An 18,359-nucleotide genomic window follows, 5' to 3' on the forward strand; every position below is an offset into this window, starting at 1 on the left:
CCTACGAGAGCTTGAATCCGGTGTATCCCCCGGCGGCGATCTCCTCGCAGCGACGGCGGTACTCCGGAAGCCCCGCCGTGTAGCCCATGTACATGCGCTTCTTGCCCGGCACGTTGCCGCCGTTGTACCAGGAGTTGCACGTGGGGTGGACCAGCACCGTCGGCGCCACCAGCGACGTGGTGTGCTCGATCCACTCCTCCTGGGCCGAGGGCAGCGCCTCTATCGTCCGATAGCCCTGTGCGCGCAGCGAACTCACGCAGTCGCCGATCCACTCGACGTGGTGCTCGAGGGCGGCGATGAAGTTCGTCGCCGCCGCCGGACTGCCCGGCCCCTGCACGGTGAACAGGTTGGGGAAACCGGCCACCTGCAGCCCGAGATAGGACACCGGACCCTCATCGGCCCAGACGTCGCGCAGTGCCACGCCGTCGCGGCCGCGGATGTCGATGCGGCTCAGCGCGCCGGTCATCGCGTCGAAACCGGTGGCGTAGACGATCACGTCGACCTCGAACGCGCCCTGTTCGGTGTCGATGCCCGTCGGCGTCACCGCCTTGATGCCGCCGCGGCGCAGGTCCACCAGGGTGACGTTGTCGCGGTTGAACGTCTCGTAGTAGCCCTGGTCGATGATCGGTCGCTTGCACGCGAACGGGTGACTGGGCACCAGCGCCGCGGCGGTGTCCGGATCGTCGACGATGCGGGCGATCGCCTGGCCGTACAGTTCGGTCGCCATCCGGTTGGCCTCGATGTCGAAGAAGACGTCGCCCCAGTTCAGTGCGCCGAGGACGCCGTGCTCTTCGACGGCGCGGCTGCGCTCCTGCGGAGTGGCCGACTTGATCGGCGGCCGCGCGAGCATCTCGAGCAGCACGGAGAAGGCGCTGAGCCGTGCCGCACCGACCGGGTGGGCGCGCTGGGCGGCCCGGATCTCGGCGTACCCGGCCTTGAGTCCGTCGAGCTCGCCGGGTTCGAAGGGCCGCACCCGCCACGGCAGCGTGAAGGCCGGTGACCGCTGGAACACCACCAGCTCGGCCGCGTCCCGCGCCACCACGGGAATGAGTTGCACACCGGTGGAGCCGGTGCCGATCACCGCGACCCGCCGCCGGCCGAGGTCGACACCGTCGCGGGGCCACCGCCCGGTGAACAGCGACGTGCCGGCGAAGGTGTCCATGCCGGCGATGTCGGGTTCCAGCGGCACCGAGAGGATCCCGGACGCGGCGACGACGAACGGCGCCACGAACGTCTGCCCGCAGCGGGTCCGCACCCGCCACTGCGCGCTCGGCTCGTCGAACGTCATCGCGACCACCTCGGTGTGCAGCGCGATGCCGCCGCGCAGGTCGAGGCGGTCGGCCACGAAGTTCGCGTAGGCCTCGATCTCGGGCTGTGCCGGCATCGTCTCGGTCCACACCCACTCCTGCTGGATCTCCTCGGAGAAACTGTAGGAGTACTCGATGCTCTCGATGTCGCAGCGGGCGCCGGGATACCGGTTGACCGCCCAGGTGCCGCCCACTTCCCCGGCCTTCTCCAGGACGAGGCTGCGCAGGCCGAGGCCGCGCAGCCGGTGCAGCGCGTACAGCCCGGAGAACCCGGCGCCGATCACGAGCACGTCGTAGTGCCCCGAGCAGTCGGCGCTCACAGCTTCACCACGTCCTCGTCGCGGTCGCGGCGCTCGACGTAGAAGCGCGCGGCCCGGCGGATCGCGTCCTCGGTGGGGCCCGGTCGCCAGCCCAGTTCGCGGGTGGCCTTGTCGTGGCTGGCCGGCGACGTCTCGACCATCAGCCGGACGCTGGGGAGGTTGAGCGGGTAGTCGCGGCCGAGCCACCGGTTGGCGGCGCCGGCCAGCACCCCGGCGAGATACACCGCAGCCTGCGGGAGAGCGAACCGAGGCGGCCGCACCCCGACCGCGTCGGCGGCGATGCGCAGCATCTCCCGCTGCGTCATGAATCGTTCGGAGATGATGTAGCGCTCGCCGTTGCGGCCCCGATCGGCGGCCAGCAGCAGTGCCGCGGCGGCGTCGTCGATGTCGACCACCTCCGCCCCGACGCCGCGGACGAAACACGGCATCTTGCCGAAGGCGGCGAGTGCGACCAGTGATCCCTGCCTGGGCTGCCAGTCGGGCGGGCCGTACGGATTGGACACGCACATCGCGACGGCGGGCAGGCCGCGCTCACGCGCACACCGCAGCACCAAATCCTCGGCACGGCAACGGGACTCGATGTAGGGGCCACCGCGTCCCGCCATGTTGAAGGGGGTGTCCTCGTCGACCGCCGCCCCACCGCTGCCGACGGCGACCGTGCCGATCGTGCTCAGGAACACGAACCGCTGCAGGTCGGCGTGCACGGCGACGTGGAGGACGCCGCGCAGCCCCTCGACGTTCGTCCGGAACAACGGCGCCGGGTCGGCGAGGTGCGCGCGGGTGTCGACGACGCAGTAGTACACGACGTCCCGGTCGGCCATGGCCGCGGTGACCGCCGAGATGTCGAAGATGTCGCCGTAGTGCCGTTCGATGTCGAGGCCGTCGATCCCCCTCGTCGAACTGCTCCGGCGCAGCAGCACCCGTACATCGTCGCCGCGGGCCACCAGGTGGCGGGTGACCGCGGCGCCGACGTTGCCGCTCGCGCCCATGACGAGCGCCCTGCGCGGCGCCGGAGGTGATTCGTGCATCGATGTCCCATCAGCCGGGGCAGCTCGGCCCGCCGGTCGGTATCCTAGAAGTTACTGTAACCATTACAGTATTGCGGCGGAATCGACGGCGCGCTGGGGACACCGGGGAAGACGAACACCATGAGCACACCGCGTCACGCGAACGCCGGCTGACGTGCCGTCCGACGTGTCGAACGACGGTGAGGGAGCCGCCGAGGCGGCGCCGCCTTCCCGGACCACGTGGTCCGAAGAACGCTTCCGGACCGTGCTGGACCTCCTGCAGGAGGGCGTCGTCATCATGGACAGCGACGGGCACTTCGAGCTCACCAACGCCGCGGCGCGGCGCATCCTCGGCGCCGATGCGCGCGATCTCGTCGGCGTGCACCACAGCGACCAGGGTGTCGACCTCCCCCTCTACGACGGCGACGGCCGCGAGATGACCTCCGACCAGCACCCCATCCACTGGATCCAGCGCACCGGGATGACGCTCAGCGGTGAGGTGGTGGGCGTCGACCGCATCGACGGCACCCGGATCTGGGTGACCGGACACGGCTGCCTGCTCGACCCCGACGATCCGCAGCACTCGTCGGTGCTGTTCTCGTTCACCGACATCACCGAGCACTACGACACCCGGGAGCGGCTGCGCCACGATGCCACCCACGACTGGCTGACCGGCCTGCCGAACCGCGGATTCGTGTTGGAGCGCGCCGAAGTGGCGTTGTCGGCGCGCGACGACGGCCGCCTGGTGGCCGCGCTGTTCATCGACCTCGACAAGCTCAAGTCGGTCAACGACCGGCACGGTCACTCGACCGGTGACGAGGTGCTGCGCATCGCGGCCCAGCGGATGCGGTCGGTCACCCGGCCGCAGGACCTGCTGGCCAGGCTGGGCGGCGACGAGTTCGTCGCGCTGCTGCTGGATCCCGTCGGCCCCGGCGAGGTCGACGAGGTGGCCCGGCGACTGCACCGGGTGCTGCTCGACGAGATCACCGTCGGGCCCGTCCGGGTGCGGATCGGCGCGAGCATCGGCATCACCACCGTCGCACCCGGCGACGCCCGCACCCCCGCCGAACTGCTGCGCGATGCCGACGTGGCGATGTACCAGGCCAAGGCGAAGGGCAGGGGCAACACGAGCCACTTCCGGTCCGCCCCGCCATGACCCGGCGGGCTACCTCGCCCGGCGGGCCAGTCGCTCGGTGTCGGTGATCCACACCGTCTTGCCCCGCATGCGGAGCCAGCCGCGCTCGGTGAAATCGGTCAGCGCCTTGTTCACCGACTCCCGCGAGGAACCCACCAGGCGCGCGATCTCCTCCTGGGTCAGGTCGTGGGTGACCCGCAGCTCGCCGTTGTCCGACACCCCGAAGCGCTGCGCCAGCATCAGCAGCTGCTTGGCCACCCGTCCGGGGACGTCGGTGAAGATCAGGTCGGACAGGTTGTCGTTGGTCCGCCGCAGCCGCCGGGCCAGCACCCGCAACAGCTGTTCGGCGACCTCCGGCCGTTCGGTGAGCCAGGTGCGCAGCAGGTCGCGATCCATGCAGACGGTGCGCACCTCGGTCAGCGTCGTGACGCTCGATGTGCGCGGACCCGGGTCGAAGATGGCCAGCTCGCCGAACATGTCCGCCGGACCCAGCACGGCGAGCAGGTTCTCCCGCCCGTCGCTGGCACGGCTGCCGATCTTGACCTTGCCCGACACGATGACGTACAGCCGGTCACCCAACTCGCCCTGGACGAACACGGTGTGCCCGCGGGGGAAGTCGATGGTCGGCAAGCGCTCGCCGAGCGCCGCGACAGCGTCGGGCTCGACACCCTGGAAGATTCCAGCCTTGGCCAAAATCTCGTACACCGTGTTCCCAGTCCTCTCGGCCGCAGCGGATCCCCACTCTGGCAATGAACCTACCCGCCCGCCGGATCGCGACCACCTGCCGAAAACAATACTGTAATCTCCTCCGTAGTCAGTGGACGGACCCGCATCAGGAGGTCGCTTCGGCGTGAAAGTCCCATTCACCTGGAAAGTCACCGGCTGGTTCATGATCGGCTGGTCGCCGGAGTTCCCCGTGGGCGAGGTCCGCCCGATCCAGTATTTCGGTGAGGAACTGGTCGCCTACCGCGACGATTCCGGTGTCCTGCACGTGCTCGAGGGCCATTGCAAGCACCTCGGCGCCCACATCGGACACGGCGGGAAGGTGGTCGGCGACTGTGTCGAGTGCCCGTTCCACGGCTGGCGCTGGGGACCCGACGGCACCAACCGCTACATCCCCTACCAGCCGGACCGGCCGAACCGCGGACTGACGCTGCGCACCTACCCGGTGCGCGAACAGTACGACTGCGTGTTCATGTGGCACCATCCCGACGGCAAGGAGCCGCAGTGGCCACTTCCCGACATCTTCCGCAAGTTCCCCCAGTTCGAGACGGATGCCGGCGCCTACTACCGGCCCTATCCCGAGTTCTCCCGGCGGGCCGACGGCGAACCGGTGCATCCGCAGATCGTCGCCGAGAACGGCCCGGACAGTTCACATTTCCACTACGTGCACGGCGCCACGGTCACGCCGGTGTGTCTGGAGTGGGAGGCCGTCGCCGAGGAATGGCGGTTCCTGACCGGCTGGCCGGACGCGCGCAGCGACGACCCGAACTCGATGGCGCTACGCATCCACAGTCACTTCTCCGGACTCGGCTTCGCGATGAGCGCCTTCGAGGGCTCGTCGAATCACCGCCTGATCTTCGCCTGCACACCGGTCGACGACGAGGTGTCGAACCTCTTCTACTCGATCTGGTGGCCGAAGCTGCCCGGTGAGACCTCGGATGTGCCGCCCGAACAGGTGCGCAGCCACGTGGAGAAACGGTTCCTGCGCACGGTGTGGGAGGACCTCGACATCTGGCGCTACCAGCGCTACGTCGAGCACCCGCCGCTGGCCAGGATCGACGCCGCACCGTACATGGCCATGCGCAAGTGGGCCGAGCAGTTCTACGACGTCGCCGCCGCCCCGGTATGAGGACGCCGCTGCCCGAACTCGTCGCCCCGGCGCACACCGCCGTCGTCACCCAGGAACTGCAGGGCGCGGTCGTCGGGCCGCACGCCGGTCTGGCGGTGCTCGCCCAGGAGGCGGCCCGGGTGGCGCTGCCCAACATCGCACGCCTGCTGCCCGCAGCCCGCACCGCAGGCAACCAGGTGGTGCACTGCCTCGTGCACCGCCGTGCGGACGGCCGCGGGTCGAACCACAACGCGCGGCTGTTCGCGGCCGGCGCCCGCCAGGTCGACATAACACCGGGTGGCCCGGGCGCCACCCTGCTGCCCGAATTCGGCCCCGAGGACGACGATCTGACACTCACCAGGTGGCACGGCGTCGGTCCGATGGGCGGCACCGACCTCGACGCGGTGCTGCGCAACCTCGGGGTGACGACGATCGTGGCGGTCGGCGTCTCGCTGAACATCGCGATCCCGAACCTGGTGATGGACGCGGTGAACGCCGGCTACCGGGTGGTGCTGCCGCGCGACGCCGTCGCCGGCGTGCCGGCCGAGTACGGGGCCGCCGTCATCGACAACAGCCTGTCGCTGCTGGCGACGATCACCACCACCGACGACCTCATCGCCACGTGGGCGCCGTGACCGGCCCCGAGACCCGCGGCTTCCCGGAGATCACGCCCGTCGACGCGCCGCCCGAACTGGAGCGGTTCGCCGCGGCCGTCCGGCGGTTGCAGGACCTGGCGGTGTCCACCAGTCCGCCCGGCGCGGCATGGACCGCCGCCTCCGAGCAGATCGAGCGCGTGTGTGCGGCTCTGGAACCGCACGCGGTGCCCGACGGGCAGGCACCCGCCGGGCGCGCCACGACGCTGCCCGGTCTCGGCCATCCGCTCATGCCGCCGTGGACGTTCACGGCCGCCGACCGCGACGGCAACGTCACGATGGAAGGCCACTTCACCAGGTTTCACGTCGGCGGCAACATGGCCGTGCACGGCGGTGTCATCCCGCTGTTCTACGACTGGCATTTCGGCATGATCGTGTCGGCCGCGGGCCGGCCCATCAGCCGCACCGCCTATCTGCACGTCGACTACCGTGCCGTCACACCGATCGACGCGCCGCTGATCAGCAGGGGCCGTATCGAGCGACTCGACGGCCGGAAGGCCTTCCTCACCGCCACCATGACCGACGCCGACGGCACAGTGCTGTCCGAGGCGAACGGCCTGATGATCAAGCTCCTCCCCCACCAGCCCTGACGAGGAGTCCGCTCATGGAGTTCACCGTGCCCGCCGTGCTCGACGCGATCGCCGCCGCGCTGCCCGACCGGGTCCTGCTGTGCCAGAGCGGGCGCAGGCACACCTACACCGATGTCGCCGACCGGTCCAACCGGCTGGCGTCCTATCTGCACGCACGCGGACTCGGCTGTCACACAACGCGTTCCGGGCTGGCGGGCCACGAGGTCGGCCAGGACCTGCTCGGCATCTACGCCTACAACGGCCACGAATACGTCGAGTCGCTGCTCGGCTCGTTCCGGGCCCGCGTCGCGCCGTTCAACGTCAACTACCGCTACGTCGCCGACGAACTGCAGTACCTGCTCGCCGACGCCGGCGCGTCGGCCCTGGTGTACCACGCAGCGTTCGCGCCACGCGTTGCCGAGGTCCTGCCCGGCCTGCCCGACCTGAAGGTGCTCATTCAGATCGCCGACGAATCGGGCAACGAGCTGCTCGACGGCGCCGTCGACTACGAGGCGGCGCTGGCCGCAGCCGCGCCGCAGCCACCGGACGTGCAGCCCTCGCCCGACGATCTCTACGTGCTCTATACCGGCGGCACCACCGGAATGCCCAAGGGCGTGCTGTGGCGCCAGCACGACATCTTCGTCACGTCGTTCGGCGGCCGTGATCTGTTCGCCGGCACGGTGTTCGACTCCTACGCGGCGCTCGTTGAGCGTGCCGCGGCGAATCCCGGCACGAAGCTGATGGTGCTCCCGCCGCTGATGCACGGCGCCGCACAGTGGGCGGTGATGACGGCGCTGACCACGGGTCAGACCGTCGTGTTCTCGTCGGTGGTCGACCGGTTCGACGCCGACGAGATCGTCGCCACGATCGAGCGCGAGCAGGTGATGGTGGCGACGGTGGTCGGTGACGCGATGGCGCGTCCGCTGGCGGCGGCCATCGAGCGGGCGGGCGACACACCGCTGGCCGTGGTCGCCAACGGCGGTGCGCTGCTGACGCCGACCACCAAACAGCGCCTGATCGACGCCAAACCCGGGATGGTGGTCGTCGACGGCGTCGGCTCATCGGAGACGGGCGCCCAACTCACCCACATGTCCGCACCGGGCGCCGTGTCGACGGGCCGGTTCAAGCCCGGACCCGACACCGTCGTGGTGTCCGAGGACCTGACCGACGTGCTGGCGCCCGGCCACGACGGCATCGGCTGGCTCGCCCAGCGCGGCTACGTGCCACTGGGTTACAAGGGCGACGCCGCCAAGACGGCGGCCACGTTCCCGGTCGTGGCGGGGGTGCGTTACGCCGTGCCCGGTGACCGCGCCCGCCATCTCGACGCCGACGTCGTCGAACTGCTCGGCCGTGACTCGGTGACCATCAACTCCGGCGGCGAGAAGATCTTCGCCGAAGAAGTGGAGACGGCCATCGCGTCGCATCCCGCGGTCGCCGACGTGGTGGTCGCGGGCCGGCCCAGTGAGCGGTGGGGTCAGGAGGTGGTGGCCGTGGTCGCCCTCGCCGATGGCGCGGCAGCCGATGCCGACGAGTTGATCGCCCATGCCGCAACGTCGTTGGCGCGCTACAAGCTGCCCAAGGCTGTGGTGTTCCGGCCCGTCGTCGTGCGTTCACCCGCGGGTAAGGCCGACTACCGGTGGGCGCGCGAGCAGGCGGTCAGCGGCTCGCCCTGAGCCGACGCCGGGTCCTGCTGCGCGCCCGGCGCAGCGCGAGGCCGGCGACGAGCCCCATCGGCCTCGTGAACGGAAGTGCCGCGCGGCCGGTGATGCTGAACGGGAGGTCGCTGCCCACCACGGTCCGGTGATGGCTGAACGTGTCGAAGCCGGCCTTGCCGTGGTAGGCCCCCATGCCGCTGCGGCCCACCCCGCCGAACGGCGCTGCCGACGGGATCATCTGGGCGGCGAAGTCGTTGCGCGCCACACCGCCGCTGCGGGTGTGACGGACGAAGTGCCGGAAGTCGTCGTCGTCGGCCCCGAACCAGTACGCCACCAGCGGCGCGGGCCGTCGGTTGATGTAGTCGACCGTTTCGGCCAGGTCGCCGTAGCCGCGCACCACCAGCACCGGCCCGAAGACCTCCTCATCGGCGATGAGCATCCGATCGTCGACGTCGCGGATGAGGGTGGGAGCGATCTTGCGCGAGGTGTGATCTGGCAGCATCTCGCCGGGCGGCGCGACGGAGTCGATGCGCGCGCCGCGCTCCCGCGCATCCTCGATCAAGCGCACCACCCGGTCGAAGTTCGCCTGGTTGACCGACGAGCAGTAGTCGGCGTTGGCGATGACGGTCGGGTACGTGTCGCGCAGTGTCCGGCGGGCGGTGTCGACGAACCGCTGCACGGCTCCGTCGGGGACGAAGACGTAGTCGGGGCAGACGCACACCTGACCGCCGTTGACCATCCGCGCGTGCGCGATCCGGGTCGCCGCCCGGTCGATGTCGGCGTCCGGCGCCACCACGACGGGATTCTTGCCACCCAGTTCGAGGGTGACCGGGACGAGGTGACGGGCGGCCGCCTGCTGCACGAGTGCGCCGACGGCGGGTGAGCCCGTGAAGAACAGGTGGTCGAACGGCAGCCCGGCGAACGCCGCGGCGACATCGGTCCCGCCTGTGACGATCGCGAGTTCGGTGGCGTCGAAGTAGCGCGGCGCGATGGCGCGCATGAGTTCGGCTGTGTGCGGCGTGATCTCGGACATCTTGACCATCACGCGGTTGCCCGCGGCGAAGGCTGCGGATGCGGGCAGCACGGTGAGGTTGACCGGGAAGTTCCACGGCCCGATGACGCCGACGACCCCCAGCGGCGACGGCAGCACCTCGGCGCGCAGGCCGAACGCACCCGCCGCACGCATCAACCGGTTCGGCCGCATCCACGCCCCGAGATGGGTCCTGGTGTGTTCGATCACCGAGATGATGCCGAGGATCTCGGCGAACAGCGCGGCCGACCGGGACCGTGACCCGTAGTCGGTGGCGGTCGCGTCGACGAAGTCCTCGGTGTTGTCCAGCACCATCGCCAGCAGCCGGTCGATGCGGTTGCGCCGCAACGCGGCATCGGGTGGCCCATCGGCGACGAACGACTTCCGCTGCGCGTCGAGCACCGACGGCAGATCCGAAGCCGCGGCCGGAGTCCCCGGCACAGTCGTCGCCTCACTCGTCGCCACCACGGGACTCCCTTCCCCCAACCGTCCGGCCATCGGCCCTCCGGTGAGCATCAACCTAACACCGTCGCGGCAGGCTCGACCCGCCTTGTCGAGGTGTTTACAGTCATGCTTACAGTTCGGGACTCGACGGAGGTGGGCGGATGGACTCAGAGCAACGGAAGATCGTGGTCGTCGGTGCGGGATCGGGCATCGGCGCGGCGACGGCGGCACACTTCTTCGAACGCGGCGACCACGTGCTCGCGGTCGATCTGCGCGCCTCCGAGACTCCCGCGTCGCAGCACCTGCGCTGCGACCTGCGCGACGCCGGGGAGATCGCCGCGCTGCTCGACCGGATCGGCGACGGCTGGGATGCACTCGCGCACGTGGCCGGGGTGCCCGGCACCGCGTCCGCCGACGACGTGCTGGGGGTGAACTACCTCGGCATGCGGCTGATGACCGAGGGCATGCTGCCGCGGCTGAGGCGCGGCGGATCGGTGGTCGCGGTCGCATCGACCGCCGCGGTCGGCTGGCAGCTGCGCACCGACGTCCTCGACGGCCTGCTCGCCGCCAGAGACGCCGCCGCGGTGCAGGCGTGGCAGGCGGCGCAGGATCCGGCCTATCCGGTGTACAGCACGTCCAAACAGGCCGTCATCCTCTACGCCAAGCGGCTCTCCGGCCCGGCGTGGAGCAGGTACGGGGTGCGGGTCAACACCGTCAGCCCCGGCCCCGTGCAGACGCCGATCCTGGCCGACTTCGAACAGTCGATGGGCGTCGACGTCCTCGACGCGGTGCGCTCGGCGGTCGGCAGGCACGGCACCGTCGACGACGTGGTGCCGCTGATCTCGTTCCTCGCCTCGCCGGAGGCACGCTGGATCAACGGGCAGGACATCCAGGCCGACGCCGGCTACCTCGCCGGACTGCTGGCCGGCGTGCCCATCCAGGTGTGATCACACAGCCTGCGCAAACTCGGTGCGAGGCTCTACTGTAAGAATTACAGTAAAGTCGTGCAGCGAAGGCGTTCCCCCAACCCATGCTGGAGTCAGCCGTGAGCCAAGTCCCCGACACCGACCACCAGGTCGACCTGTTGCGCGACCCGTATCCGCTGTTCGCCCGGCACCGCAGGCAGGCCGGGGTGTTCGAGGGCTCGGTGATGGACTGGTCGAAGACGCCCGAGGGACTGCGCCCCGACAAGCTCTACGCCGCCGTGTCTTTCGACGCCGTCAACAAGGTGTTCCGCGACGGCAAGTTGTTCAACTCGTCGATCTACGACAACACCATCGGCCTGTTCATCGGTCCCACGATCCTGGCGATGGAGGGCAGACCGCACCGCGAGCACCGCAATCTCGTGTCGGCGGCCTTCAAGTCCAAATCGCTGGCGCGGTGGGAACCGGAGATCGTCCGGCCCATCTGCGATGCGCTGATCGACGAGTTCGCCGAGCGCGGCACCGCCGATCTGGTGCGCGACTTCACCTTCGAGTTCCCCACCAGAGTGATCTCGACCCTGCTCGGACTGCCCGAGGAGGACCTGCCCTGGTTCCGCGCCCGCGCCGTCGAACTGATCAGCTACACGATCAAGTACAAGCGGGCCTTCGAGGCGTCCGCCGCGCTCAAGGACTACTTCCTCACCCAGATCGACCGGCGTCGCTCCCAGCCGACCGAGGACATCATCGGCGACCTGGTCACCGCTGAGATCGAGGGCGAGAAGCTCAGCGACGAAGCCATCTACTCGTTCCTGCGGCTGCTGCTGCCCGCCGGCCTCGAGACCACCTACCGGTCCTCGGGGAATCTGCTGTACCTGCTGCTGAGCCATCCCGACCAGTTCGCGGCGGTACGCGCCGACAGCGAGCTGATCGCGGCCGCCATCGAGGAGGGGCTGCGGTACGAGACACCGTTGACCACCGTGCAGCGGTTCTCCACCGGGGACACCGAACTCGAGGGCGTGCCGATCCCGGCCGGATCGGTGATCGACGTCTGCATCGGCTCGGCCAACCGGGACGAATCCCGCTGGGAGCGACCGGAGGAGTTCGACATCTTCCGCAGGCGGATCCCGCACATCACCTTCGCGGCCGGTGAGCACACCTGCATGGGGCTGCATCTCGCCCGGATGGAGACCCGCGTCGCCCTGGAGTGCCTGCTGGCGCGGTTGGACGACATCGCGCTGGTCACCGACGACGATCCGCACATCTGGGGGCAGCCGTTCCGGTCGCCCAAGCGGCTGCCGGTGACGTTCACGCCGAAGGGCTGAGCCCTCACGCCTGCCTGGGGGTCCGGTGTGCGATGGTCTTGGTCTCCAGGTACTGCTCGAATCCCTCCAGTCCGCACTGGCGGCCGACGCCGGAGTTCTTGTATCCGCCGAACGGGGCGTCGGCGCCGTAGTACATCCCGCCGTTGACACCGAGTGCGCCACTGCGGATCCGCCGCGCGATGGCGAGGCCACGGTCAGTGGATCCCGACATCACCGCCCCGGCCAGGCCGAACGGGCTGTCGTTGGCGATCTGAACGGCGTGGTCGTCGTCGTCGAACGGCAGCACCACCAGCACCGGGCCGAAGATCTCGTCCCGGGCGATGGCCGCCGAGTTGTCGACCCCGACCACGACGGTCGGCGCCACGAAGTACCCGCCGCGGAGTTCGTCGGGCAGGTCATCGAACGATGTTCCGCCGGTGGTGATCTCGGCGCCCTCCCGACGTGCCTGCTCGCAGGCCTCGAGCACCCGGCGCTTCTGCCTGGCGCTGATCAACGGCCCCACCAGTGTCTGCGGCAATGCCGGGTCCCCCACCGGCAGCATGCCGAACGCCGCGGTGACACCGGCGACGACCTCGTCGTAGCGCGACCGGTGCACCAGCAGCCGGGTCGTCGACGCGCAGGCCTGGCCGGCGTGCACGCAGACACCCGCCGCGGCGGGGATCACCCTCGCCGGGTCGACGTCCTCGGTGACGACCAGCGCCGACTTGCCGCCCAGCTCGAGGAACGTCCGCTTCATCGTCTCGGCGCCGAGCCGGGTCAGCAGCTTGCCGACGGCGGTCGACCCGGTGAAGGAGATCATGTCGACCCGCGGGTCGGTCGCCAGCAGTTCGGCGACCTCGTTGTACGGCGTCGGCACGACGTTGAGGACGCCGGCGGGGATGTCGGTGCGTTCAGTGACGAGCCTGCCGAGCCGGGTGGCGTTCCACGGGGTGTGCGGGTCGGGCTTGAGCACCACGGTGTTGCCCGCCGCCAGCGCCGGGCCGAGCTTGTTGAGGATCACCTCGACCGGGAAGTTCGACGGCGTGATCGCCGCGACGACGCCCACTGGTTCCTTGACCACCGTGCGCACGTTGCGGTCCCCGAACAGGCCGCCGCCGTCGAGCACCCGCTGCCACTCGAAGTCGTCGATCAGCCCGGCGGGGTAGCGCAGCGCCTCGGCGAGTGGCCAGTCGAGTTGCGCTGTGGTCACCGTCATCTCGGGGCAGCCCACCTCGGCGATCAGTTCCTCGCGCAACTGATCGCGCTCGGACGCCAGCGCCTCCTGCAACTGGGTGAGGCAGCGCTTGCGCAGCGCGCGGTTCGTCGACCAGTCGGTGTCGTCGAACGCGCGGCGGGCCGCGGCGACGGCGCGCAGCATGTCCGACGTACCGGCGGCAGCCACGGTGCCCAACACCGAACCCGTCGAGGGAGACTCGTTGCCGAACTCGTCACCGGATTGCGCGCCCACCAGTTCGCCGTCGATGAGCATGCGGGACTCGGCACGCTGCGCGGCCCGTCTGCCGATGGGGACGCTGGGGGCCGACTCCCGCCCTGCGACCTCGGCCATGTCCGTCTCGGTCTCCATTTCGACTAAGATACTGTAAGAGTTACAGTTGCGATACGCTCGGCTTCTGATCACGGAGGTTCGCATGAACGACGTCGCCATCATCGGGGTCGGCCTGCACCCCTTCGGCCGCTTCGAGGGCAAGTCCGCGATGCAGATGGGGGTCGACGCGATCTTCGCGGCGGTCGCCGACGCGGGCGTCGAATGGCGCGACATCGGCGCCGCGTCCGGTGGCAGCTGGACCGTCGCCAACCCCGACGCGATCGTCGGCATGGTCGGTCTGTCCGGCATCCCGTTCACCAACGTGTTCAACGCCTGCGCCACGGCGGCGAGTGCCGCGAAGGTCTGCGCCGACGGAATCCGGCTCGGCGATTACGACATCGGTATCGCCGTCGGCTTGGACAAGCATCCGCGCGGCGCGTTCACCGAGGATCCCGCACTGGTCGGTATGCCGGCCTGGTACGCCGAGAACGGGCAGTATCTGACCACGCAGTTCTTCGGCATGAAGGCCAATCGCTACCTGCACGACCACGACATCTCGCACCAGAGCCTGGCGAAAGTGGCGGCCAAGAACTTCCGCAACGGCGCGTTGAACCCCAACGCGTTCCGCCGCAAACCGATGTCGGAGGAGCAGATCCTCGGCTCCGCCATGCTCAACTACCCCCTGACGCAGTACATGTTCTGCGCTCCCGACGAAGGCGCCGCCGCGGTGGTGATGTGCCGCGCCGACATCGCGCACCGCTACACGTCGAAACCGGTGTACTTGCGCGCGGTCGAGGTCCGCACCCGCAGCTACGGCGCCTACGAGGTGAACACCACCTTCGCACCGGTCGAGGAGGGCGTCTCCCCCACCGTCCACGCCGCGCGGGCGGCGTTCGAGAAGGCCCGGGTGGCGCCCGCGGACGTCGACGTCGTCCAGTTGCAAGACACCGATGCCGGCGCGGAGATCATCCACATGGCCGAGTGCGGGTTCTGCGCCGACGGCGAGCAGGAGAAGCTGCTGGCCGACGGGGCCACCGAGATCACCGGCACGCTCCCGGTCAACACCGACGGCGGCCTGATAGCCAACGGCGAGCCAATCGGTGCGTCGGGTCTGCGCCAGATCCACGAGCTGGTGCGCCAACTGCGCGGCGAGGCCGGCGACCGTCAGGTGCCGGGCGAGCCGAAGGTCGGCTTCGCCCAGCTCTATGGCGCCCCGGGCACAGCAGGCGCCACCGTCCTGACCACCTGACTCTTTCCGCGAGCAGACGCAAATTCGCACGGAATCGCCCAGCCGAACGCGATTTTGCGTCTGCTCGCCGGGGAGCGAACTACACCGAGACCAGGCCGCGGGGCAGCGGGAGGATGTCGGCGTAGGTGACGATGCCCGGCGCCGCAGCGACCACCTTCGGGATGGCGTTGATCGCCGGCATCGCGGTGAGGATCATCGGCAGCCGCATGAAGTCGCTCATGGTGGTGCCCGCGAAGTCCGGCGGCGGTGAGATGTCCACTCGCAAATCGATGTTCGGGCAGCCCTCGACCTTGATGCGGTGTCCGGTGTCGATCGGCCAGTCCGGCTGGAGCGTCTGCCCCTTGCGCCACACGAACTTCAGCTCGACGATGCTGCGGCCGGCGACCTTGCCATGCCAGCTGAACGCGATACCCGCGACACACCCGGCGGCGATGGTCCAGGAGCCGAGGTCGACGTCGGCGGTGGTCTCGGCGTACTCGGCCTCGCAGACGACCTCGTCGAACTCGACACCCAGGACGTCGCCGAGCAGGTGAACGGCGTCGATGAACACGTCGGTGGCCTTGGCCGTCATCGCCTGCAGGCCCGGGTGGTCGATGGGATGAGAGAAGCCGACCGGGATCTCGGTCGCCGGGGAGTCGTAGCCGCTGATGTCGGCCTCCTCGATGACGGTGACCTTGTCGATCCGTTCGCTGCCACCCGCGGCCACCACCGCCAGCAGGTCGACGAATCCCGGGTTGATGCCCGACCCGAAGATCGACGACCCGCCCTGGGCGCAGGCCTCGACGATGCGGTCGCGGCGGTCGCCCAGCGAGTGGCCGGTGATGAACGCCGCGGTGGTGACGACGTTGCAGCCGGACTCGAGGATCCGCGCCAGCTCGTCGACGTCGATCCACATCGGGTTGTAGACAACACAGTCCGGTTTCAGAGACAGCAGTGCGTCGACGTCGTTCGTCGCGGCAACGCCGACGTCGGCGAGCCCGCAGAGCTCACCGGCGTCACGGCCGACCTTGTCCTGCGACCAGGCGAAGCAGCCGACGAGGTCGAGATCGGGGTGTGCGGCGATCGCCGCGACGGACTGCCTTCCGACGTTGCCGGTGGTCCACTGGACGACGCGGTGCCTCATGACGCCTTCTTCACCGGCGCGGCGTAGTTCGGCTTACCGAGGCCGAGCACGTACTGGCCGATCATGTTGCGGAACACCTCGAGGGTGCCGCCGTAGATCCCGACCAGCGGCGCGAACCGGTAGACGTACTCCGCCGCACCGTCATCCGGCGCGCCGTCGGTGCCGACCGGCAGCGCCGACGCGGTGCCCAGGATGTCCATCAGGTCGGGCGACACGTCGCGCATGCTCTGCGCGAGGGCGACCCGGCCGAAGATGTTCGGTGTGCTGATCGCGGTCTCCATGCGGGCGATGCTGCGGCCCAGCCGGTAGGCGACCGAGTCGTCGTCGATGGTGCGGCGCCCGTCGGGACCCGGTGTCCCGACCACAGCGGCGGCCCGGTCGCAGGCGGTGACCATGAAACCGCCCTGATGCATCATGATCGAGACGTCCTGCAGCCCATCGGCGCTCGCCTCCACCGCACCGTGTTCGGCGTTGAGCGGCTCGCGCAGCACCGTCCAGCCGCCGTTGACCTCGCCGAGGCGGTACCGGTCGTCGACCCGGACGTCGCTGTAGTACACGATGTTGGTGCGGTCGCCGTCGACGGTGCGGATGCCCTGGATCTCGATTCCCGGGGTGTCCAGCGGCACCAGGAACATGGTGAGGCTCTTGTGTTTCGGAGCGGCGGGATCGGTGTTGGTGATCAGGAAGACGTATTGGCAGTTGTGCGCGCCGGTGGTGAACATCTTCGAGCCGTTGATGACCCACTGGTCGCCGTCGCGCACCGCACGGGTCTTACATGTCGCGATGTCGGAGCCGCCCTCGGGCTCGGTGTAGCCCAGGCACAGCCGCACGTGTCCGCTGAACACCCTCGGCAGGACGTCGGCCACGAGTTCGGGGGATCCGAACCTGGCCACCGACCGCGCCACCATCGACGTCGTGCCCCAGGTCACCCACGGAACGTGCGACCTGCGCTTCTCGAGTTCCCAGATCCGCCGCCGCACCCGGGTGAAGCCGCCCTCGTGTGCCGGCTTCCACTCGCCTTCGAGGTAGCCGGCCGCACCGAGTGCGAGATGCACGCCCTCATCGAAGTTGTCGCCGGTTTCCCGGTCGCGCCGCAGCACCTCCTCGGTGACGTGCTCGGCGAGGAACGCGCGTGCCTCGTCGCGGAAACGCTGGTCATCGTCGGACAGTTCGACGCGTGAGAAATCCATGTCCGTTGCTCCTACCCTGGCCCTGCCGATGCGGTCTCCCGGGCGGCGACGATGCGCGCGATGCGCTTGGCGCTCGCGCCGGGGTCACCGCCCGCCAGCGCCCAGCCCCGGGCCCGCACCAGATACGCCGTCGCGGCCGCCTCCGCCGACACTCCGAGCCCGCCCTGCACGTGCACCGCCATGGTGGCGGCCCGCGGCGCCTCCTCCGCCATGAAGACGAAGGCCGACGGCGCCAGCTCGGGCCGCTCGTCGGGTTCGTTGTCGCCGAACCAGGCCGCCCGCCGCGCGAGGCCGCGGCCGCCCTGCACGGCGATGGCCATGTTGGCCAGCGGATGTGAGATGCCCTGCAGCGTCGAGATCGGGACGCCGAGCGTGTAGCGGGTCTTGGCGAACTCAACGGCGATCGTCATGGTCTCCTCGACCAGACCCACCAGTGCGGCGGCCGTCAGCACCCGCCATTCGTCGAGTGCGCGCTGGTACGCCGCGAGGGCGTCCGGGCCCTCGGCGAGCACAGTGCGGCTGTCCGCGGCGGCGGGATCCACCCACGCCATCGGCAACTTGCCGATGTTGTCGACCCGGGCCGGCCGCGTGTCGAACGTGAGCCGCACGACCGCGTCCCCGTCCCGCAGCACGATGTGGTCGGCGATCGAACCCGACGGGATGAGCCGGACACCGGGACCGTCCTCCTCCCGCGCGTCGAGTCCGACGATGCGGGTGCCGCTGACGATCTCGGTGGAGTCGGAGCCGAGCGCGCCCAACCGGGCGAGCAGCCGGGTGGCGCAGACATGGTCGATCCACGGCACCGGCGCGAGCGCGCGGCCGATCTCCTCGGCGACCAGCGTCAGGTCGACCAGCGTCGCGCCGTCGCCGCCGGCGTCCTCGGGCACGGCCATGGTGGTGGCGCCCGTGGCGCACAGCCGCTCCCACAGGCTCTTGTCGAAGCCCGTCACCTCGGCCGCCCGCACGGTGTCGATCGAGCAGTGCGTCGTGAAGAAGTCTCGATACGCCTCCTGGACCGCCTGGTGGTCCTCGGACAGGCTGTAGTCCTGTCTGCGCAGTTCGTACCGGTCCATCGG

The 18,359-nt window shown here is 69.7% G+C and carries 16 protein-coding genes; 8 read left to right on the forward strand and 8 right to left on the reverse strand.

What is annotated here, in order from left to right; genetic code table 11:
- Position 1: 1 nt before the first annotated feature.
- Positions 2-1,627, reverse strand: coding sequence for a flavin-containing monooxygenase (locus O6P37_RS16770; protein ID WP_269895141.1), 1,626 nt, complete (start codon positions 1,625-1,627; stop codon positions 2-4).
- Complete coding sequence (locus tag O6P37_RS16775) at positions 1,624-2,655, reverse strand: NAD-dependent epimerase/dehydratase family protein (protein ID WP_269895142.1); 1,032 nt, start codon at positions 2,653-2,655, stop codon at positions 1,624-1,626. Before O6P37_RS16775 ends, O6P37_RS16770 begins: the two co-directional genes overlap by 4 nt.
- A gap of 166 nt (positions 2,656-2,821) precedes the next feature.
- Here O6P37_RS16775 and O6P37_RS16780 point away from each other — a divergent pair, with 166 nt between their 5' ends.
- A complete protein-coding gene (locus tag O6P37_RS16780) occupies positions 2,822-3,790 on the forward strand; it encodes a diguanylate cyclase domain-containing protein (RefSeq protein WP_269895143.1) in 969 nt (322 codons plus the stop codon).
- 9 nt (positions 3,791-3,799) lie between these two features.
- Here O6P37_RS16780 and O6P37_RS16785 read toward each other — a convergent pair whose 3' ends face one another.
- A complete protein-coding gene (locus O6P37_RS16785) occupies positions 3,800-4,474 on the reverse strand; it encodes a Crp/Fnr family transcriptional regulator (RefSeq protein WP_269895144.1) in 675 nt (224 codons plus the stop codon).
- A 145-nt stretch (positions 4,475-4,619) separates the two neighbouring features.
- On the opposite strand from O6P37_RS16785, the gene O6P37_RS16790 reads away from it, so the two are divergent.
- The 4 genes from O6P37_RS16790 to O6P37_RS16805 are packed head-to-tail and all read left to right on the forward strand — an operon-like array spanning position 4,620 to position 8,495.
- Complete coding sequence (locus O6P37_RS16790; RefSeq protein WP_269895145.1) at positions 4,620-5,621, forward strand: aromatic ring-hydroxylating oxygenase subunit alpha; 1,002 nt, start codon at positions 4,620-4,622, stop codon at positions 5,619-5,621.
- On the forward strand, positions 5,618-6,235 hold the full coding sequence (locus tag O6P37_RS16795) for a cysteine hydrolase (protein WP_269895146.1): 618 nt from the start codon (positions 5,618-5,620) through the stop codon (positions 6,233-6,235). Before O6P37_RS16790 ends, O6P37_RS16795 begins: the two co-directional genes overlap by 4 nt.
- The gene (locus tag O6P37_RS16800; protein WP_264012059.1) at positions 6,232-6,843 is read left to right on the forward strand and encodes a PaaI family thioesterase; all 612 of its coding nucleotides are present in this window, start codon (positions 6,232-6,234) and stop codon (positions 6,841-6,843) included. The genes O6P37_RS16795 and O6P37_RS16800 overlap by 4 nt, the downstream gene beginning before the upstream one ends.
- 14 nt (positions 6,844-6,857) lie before the next feature.
- Complete coding sequence (locus O6P37_RS16805; RefSeq protein ID WP_269895147.1) at positions 6,858-8,495, forward strand: acyl-CoA synthetase; 1,638 nt, start codon at positions 6,858-6,860, stop codon at positions 8,493-8,495.
- Here O6P37_RS16805 and O6P37_RS16810 read toward each other — a convergent pair.
- The gene (locus O6P37_RS16810; protein WP_269895218.1) at positions 8,479-9,909 is read right to left on the reverse strand and encodes an aldehyde dehydrogenase family protein; all 1,431 of its coding nucleotides are present in this window, start codon (positions 9,907-9,909) and stop codon (positions 8,479-8,481) included. The genes O6P37_RS16805 and O6P37_RS16810 overlap by 17 nt on opposite strands.
- A gap of 203 nt (positions 9,910-10,112) precedes the next feature.
- Between O6P37_RS16810 and O6P37_RS16815 the strand changes: the two genes are divergently transcribed.
- Entirely contained in the window at positions 10,113-10,898 is a 786-nt protein-coding gene (locus O6P37_RS16815) for an SDR family oxidoreductase (protein ID WP_269895148.1), read from the forward strand.
- Between the two features lie 98 nt (positions 10,899-10,996).
- Positions 10,997-12,196, forward strand: a complete 1,200-nt coding sequence (locus O6P37_RS16820; RefSeq protein ID WP_269895149.1) for a cytochrome P450 — start codon at positions 10,997-10,999, stop codon at positions 12,194-12,196.
- A 4-nt stretch (positions 12,197-12,200) separates the two neighbouring features.
- Here O6P37_RS16820 and O6P37_RS16825 read toward each other — a convergent pair whose 3' ends face one another.
- The gene (locus O6P37_RS16825; RefSeq protein ID WP_269895219.1) at positions 12,201-13,742 is read right to left on the reverse strand and encodes an aldehyde dehydrogenase family protein; all 1,542 of its coding nucleotides are present in this window, start codon (positions 13,740-13,742) and stop codon (positions 12,201-12,203) included.
- Between the two features lie 82 nt (positions 13,743-13,824).
- On the opposite strand from O6P37_RS16825, the gene O6P37_RS16830 reads away from it, so the two are divergent.
- Entirely contained in the window at positions 13,825-14,970 is a 1,146-nt protein-coding gene (locus O6P37_RS16830) for a thiolase family protein (protein WP_269895150.1), read from the forward strand.
- Between the two features lie 79 nt (positions 14,971-15,049).
- Here O6P37_RS16830 and O6P37_RS16835 read toward each other — a convergent pair whose 3' ends face one another.
- The 3 genes from O6P37_RS16835 to O6P37_RS16845 are packed head-to-tail and all read right to left on the reverse strand — an operon-like array spanning position 15,050 to position 18,356.
- Entirely contained in the window at positions 15,050-16,093 is a 1,044-nt protein-coding gene (locus O6P37_RS16835) for an NAD(P)H-dependent amine dehydrogenase family protein (RefSeq protein ID WP_269895151.1), read from the reverse strand.
- Entirely contained in the window at positions 16,090-17,283 is a 1,194-nt protein-coding gene (locus O6P37_RS16840; protein ID WP_269895152.1) for an acyl-CoA dehydrogenase family protein, read from the reverse strand. Before O6P37_RS16840 ends, O6P37_RS16835 begins: the two co-directional genes overlap by 4 nt.
- A gap of 11 nt (positions 17,284-17,294) precedes the next feature.
- Positions 17,295-18,356 (reverse strand): acyl-CoA dehydrogenase family protein, encoded by a 1,062-nt coding sequence (locus O6P37_RS16845; RefSeq protein WP_269895153.1) that lies wholly within the window; start codon positions 18,354-18,356, stop codon positions 17,295-17,297.
- Positions 18,357-18,359 lie beyond the last annotated feature (3 nt).

Source organism: Mycobacterium hippophais (assembly GCF_027529605.1).
Lineage (GTDB): Bacteria > Actinomycetota > Actinomycetes > Mycobacteriales > Mycobacteriaceae > Mycobacterium > Mycobacterium arseniciresistens.

Bases quoted from the DNA above. Each gene is read 5' to 3' on its own strand.
- O6P37_RS16840 (WP_269895152.1), bottom strand. From the start codon at position 17,283: ATGGATTTCTCACGCGTCGAACTGTCCGACGATGACCAGCGTTTCCGC.
- O6P37_RS16795 (WP_269895146.1), top strand. From the start codon at position 5,618: ATGAGGACGCCGCTGCCCGAACTCGTCGCCCCGGCGCACACCGCCGTC.
- O6P37_RS16845 (WP_269895153.1), bottom strand. From the start codon at position 18,356: ATGGACCGGTACGAACTGCGCAGACAGGACTACAGCCTGTCCGAGGAC.
- O6P37_RS16815 (WP_269895148.1), top strand. From the start codon at position 10,113: ATGGACTCAGAGCAACGGAAGATCGTGGTCGTCGGTGCGGGATCGGGC.
- O6P37_RS16805 (WP_269895147.1), top strand. From the start codon at position 6,858: ATGGAGTTCACCGTGCCCGCCGTGCTCGACGCGATCGCCGCCGCGCTG.
- O6P37_RS16835 (WP_269895151.1), bottom strand. From the start codon at position 16,093: ATGAGGCACCGCGTCGTCCAGTGGACCACCGGCAACGTCGGAAGGCAG.
- O6P37_RS16775 (WP_269895142.1), bottom strand. From the start codon at position 2,655: ATGCACGAATCACCTCCGGCGCCGCGCAGGGCGCTCGTCATGGGCGCG.
- O6P37_RS16825 (WP_269895219.1), bottom strand. From the start codon at position 13,742: ATGGCCGAGGTCGCAGGGCGGGAGTCGGCCCCCAGCGTCCCCATCGGC.
- O6P37_RS16830 (WP_269895150.1), top strand. From the start codon at position 13,825: ATGAACGACGTCGCCATCATCGGGGTCGGCCTGCACCCCTTCGGCCGC.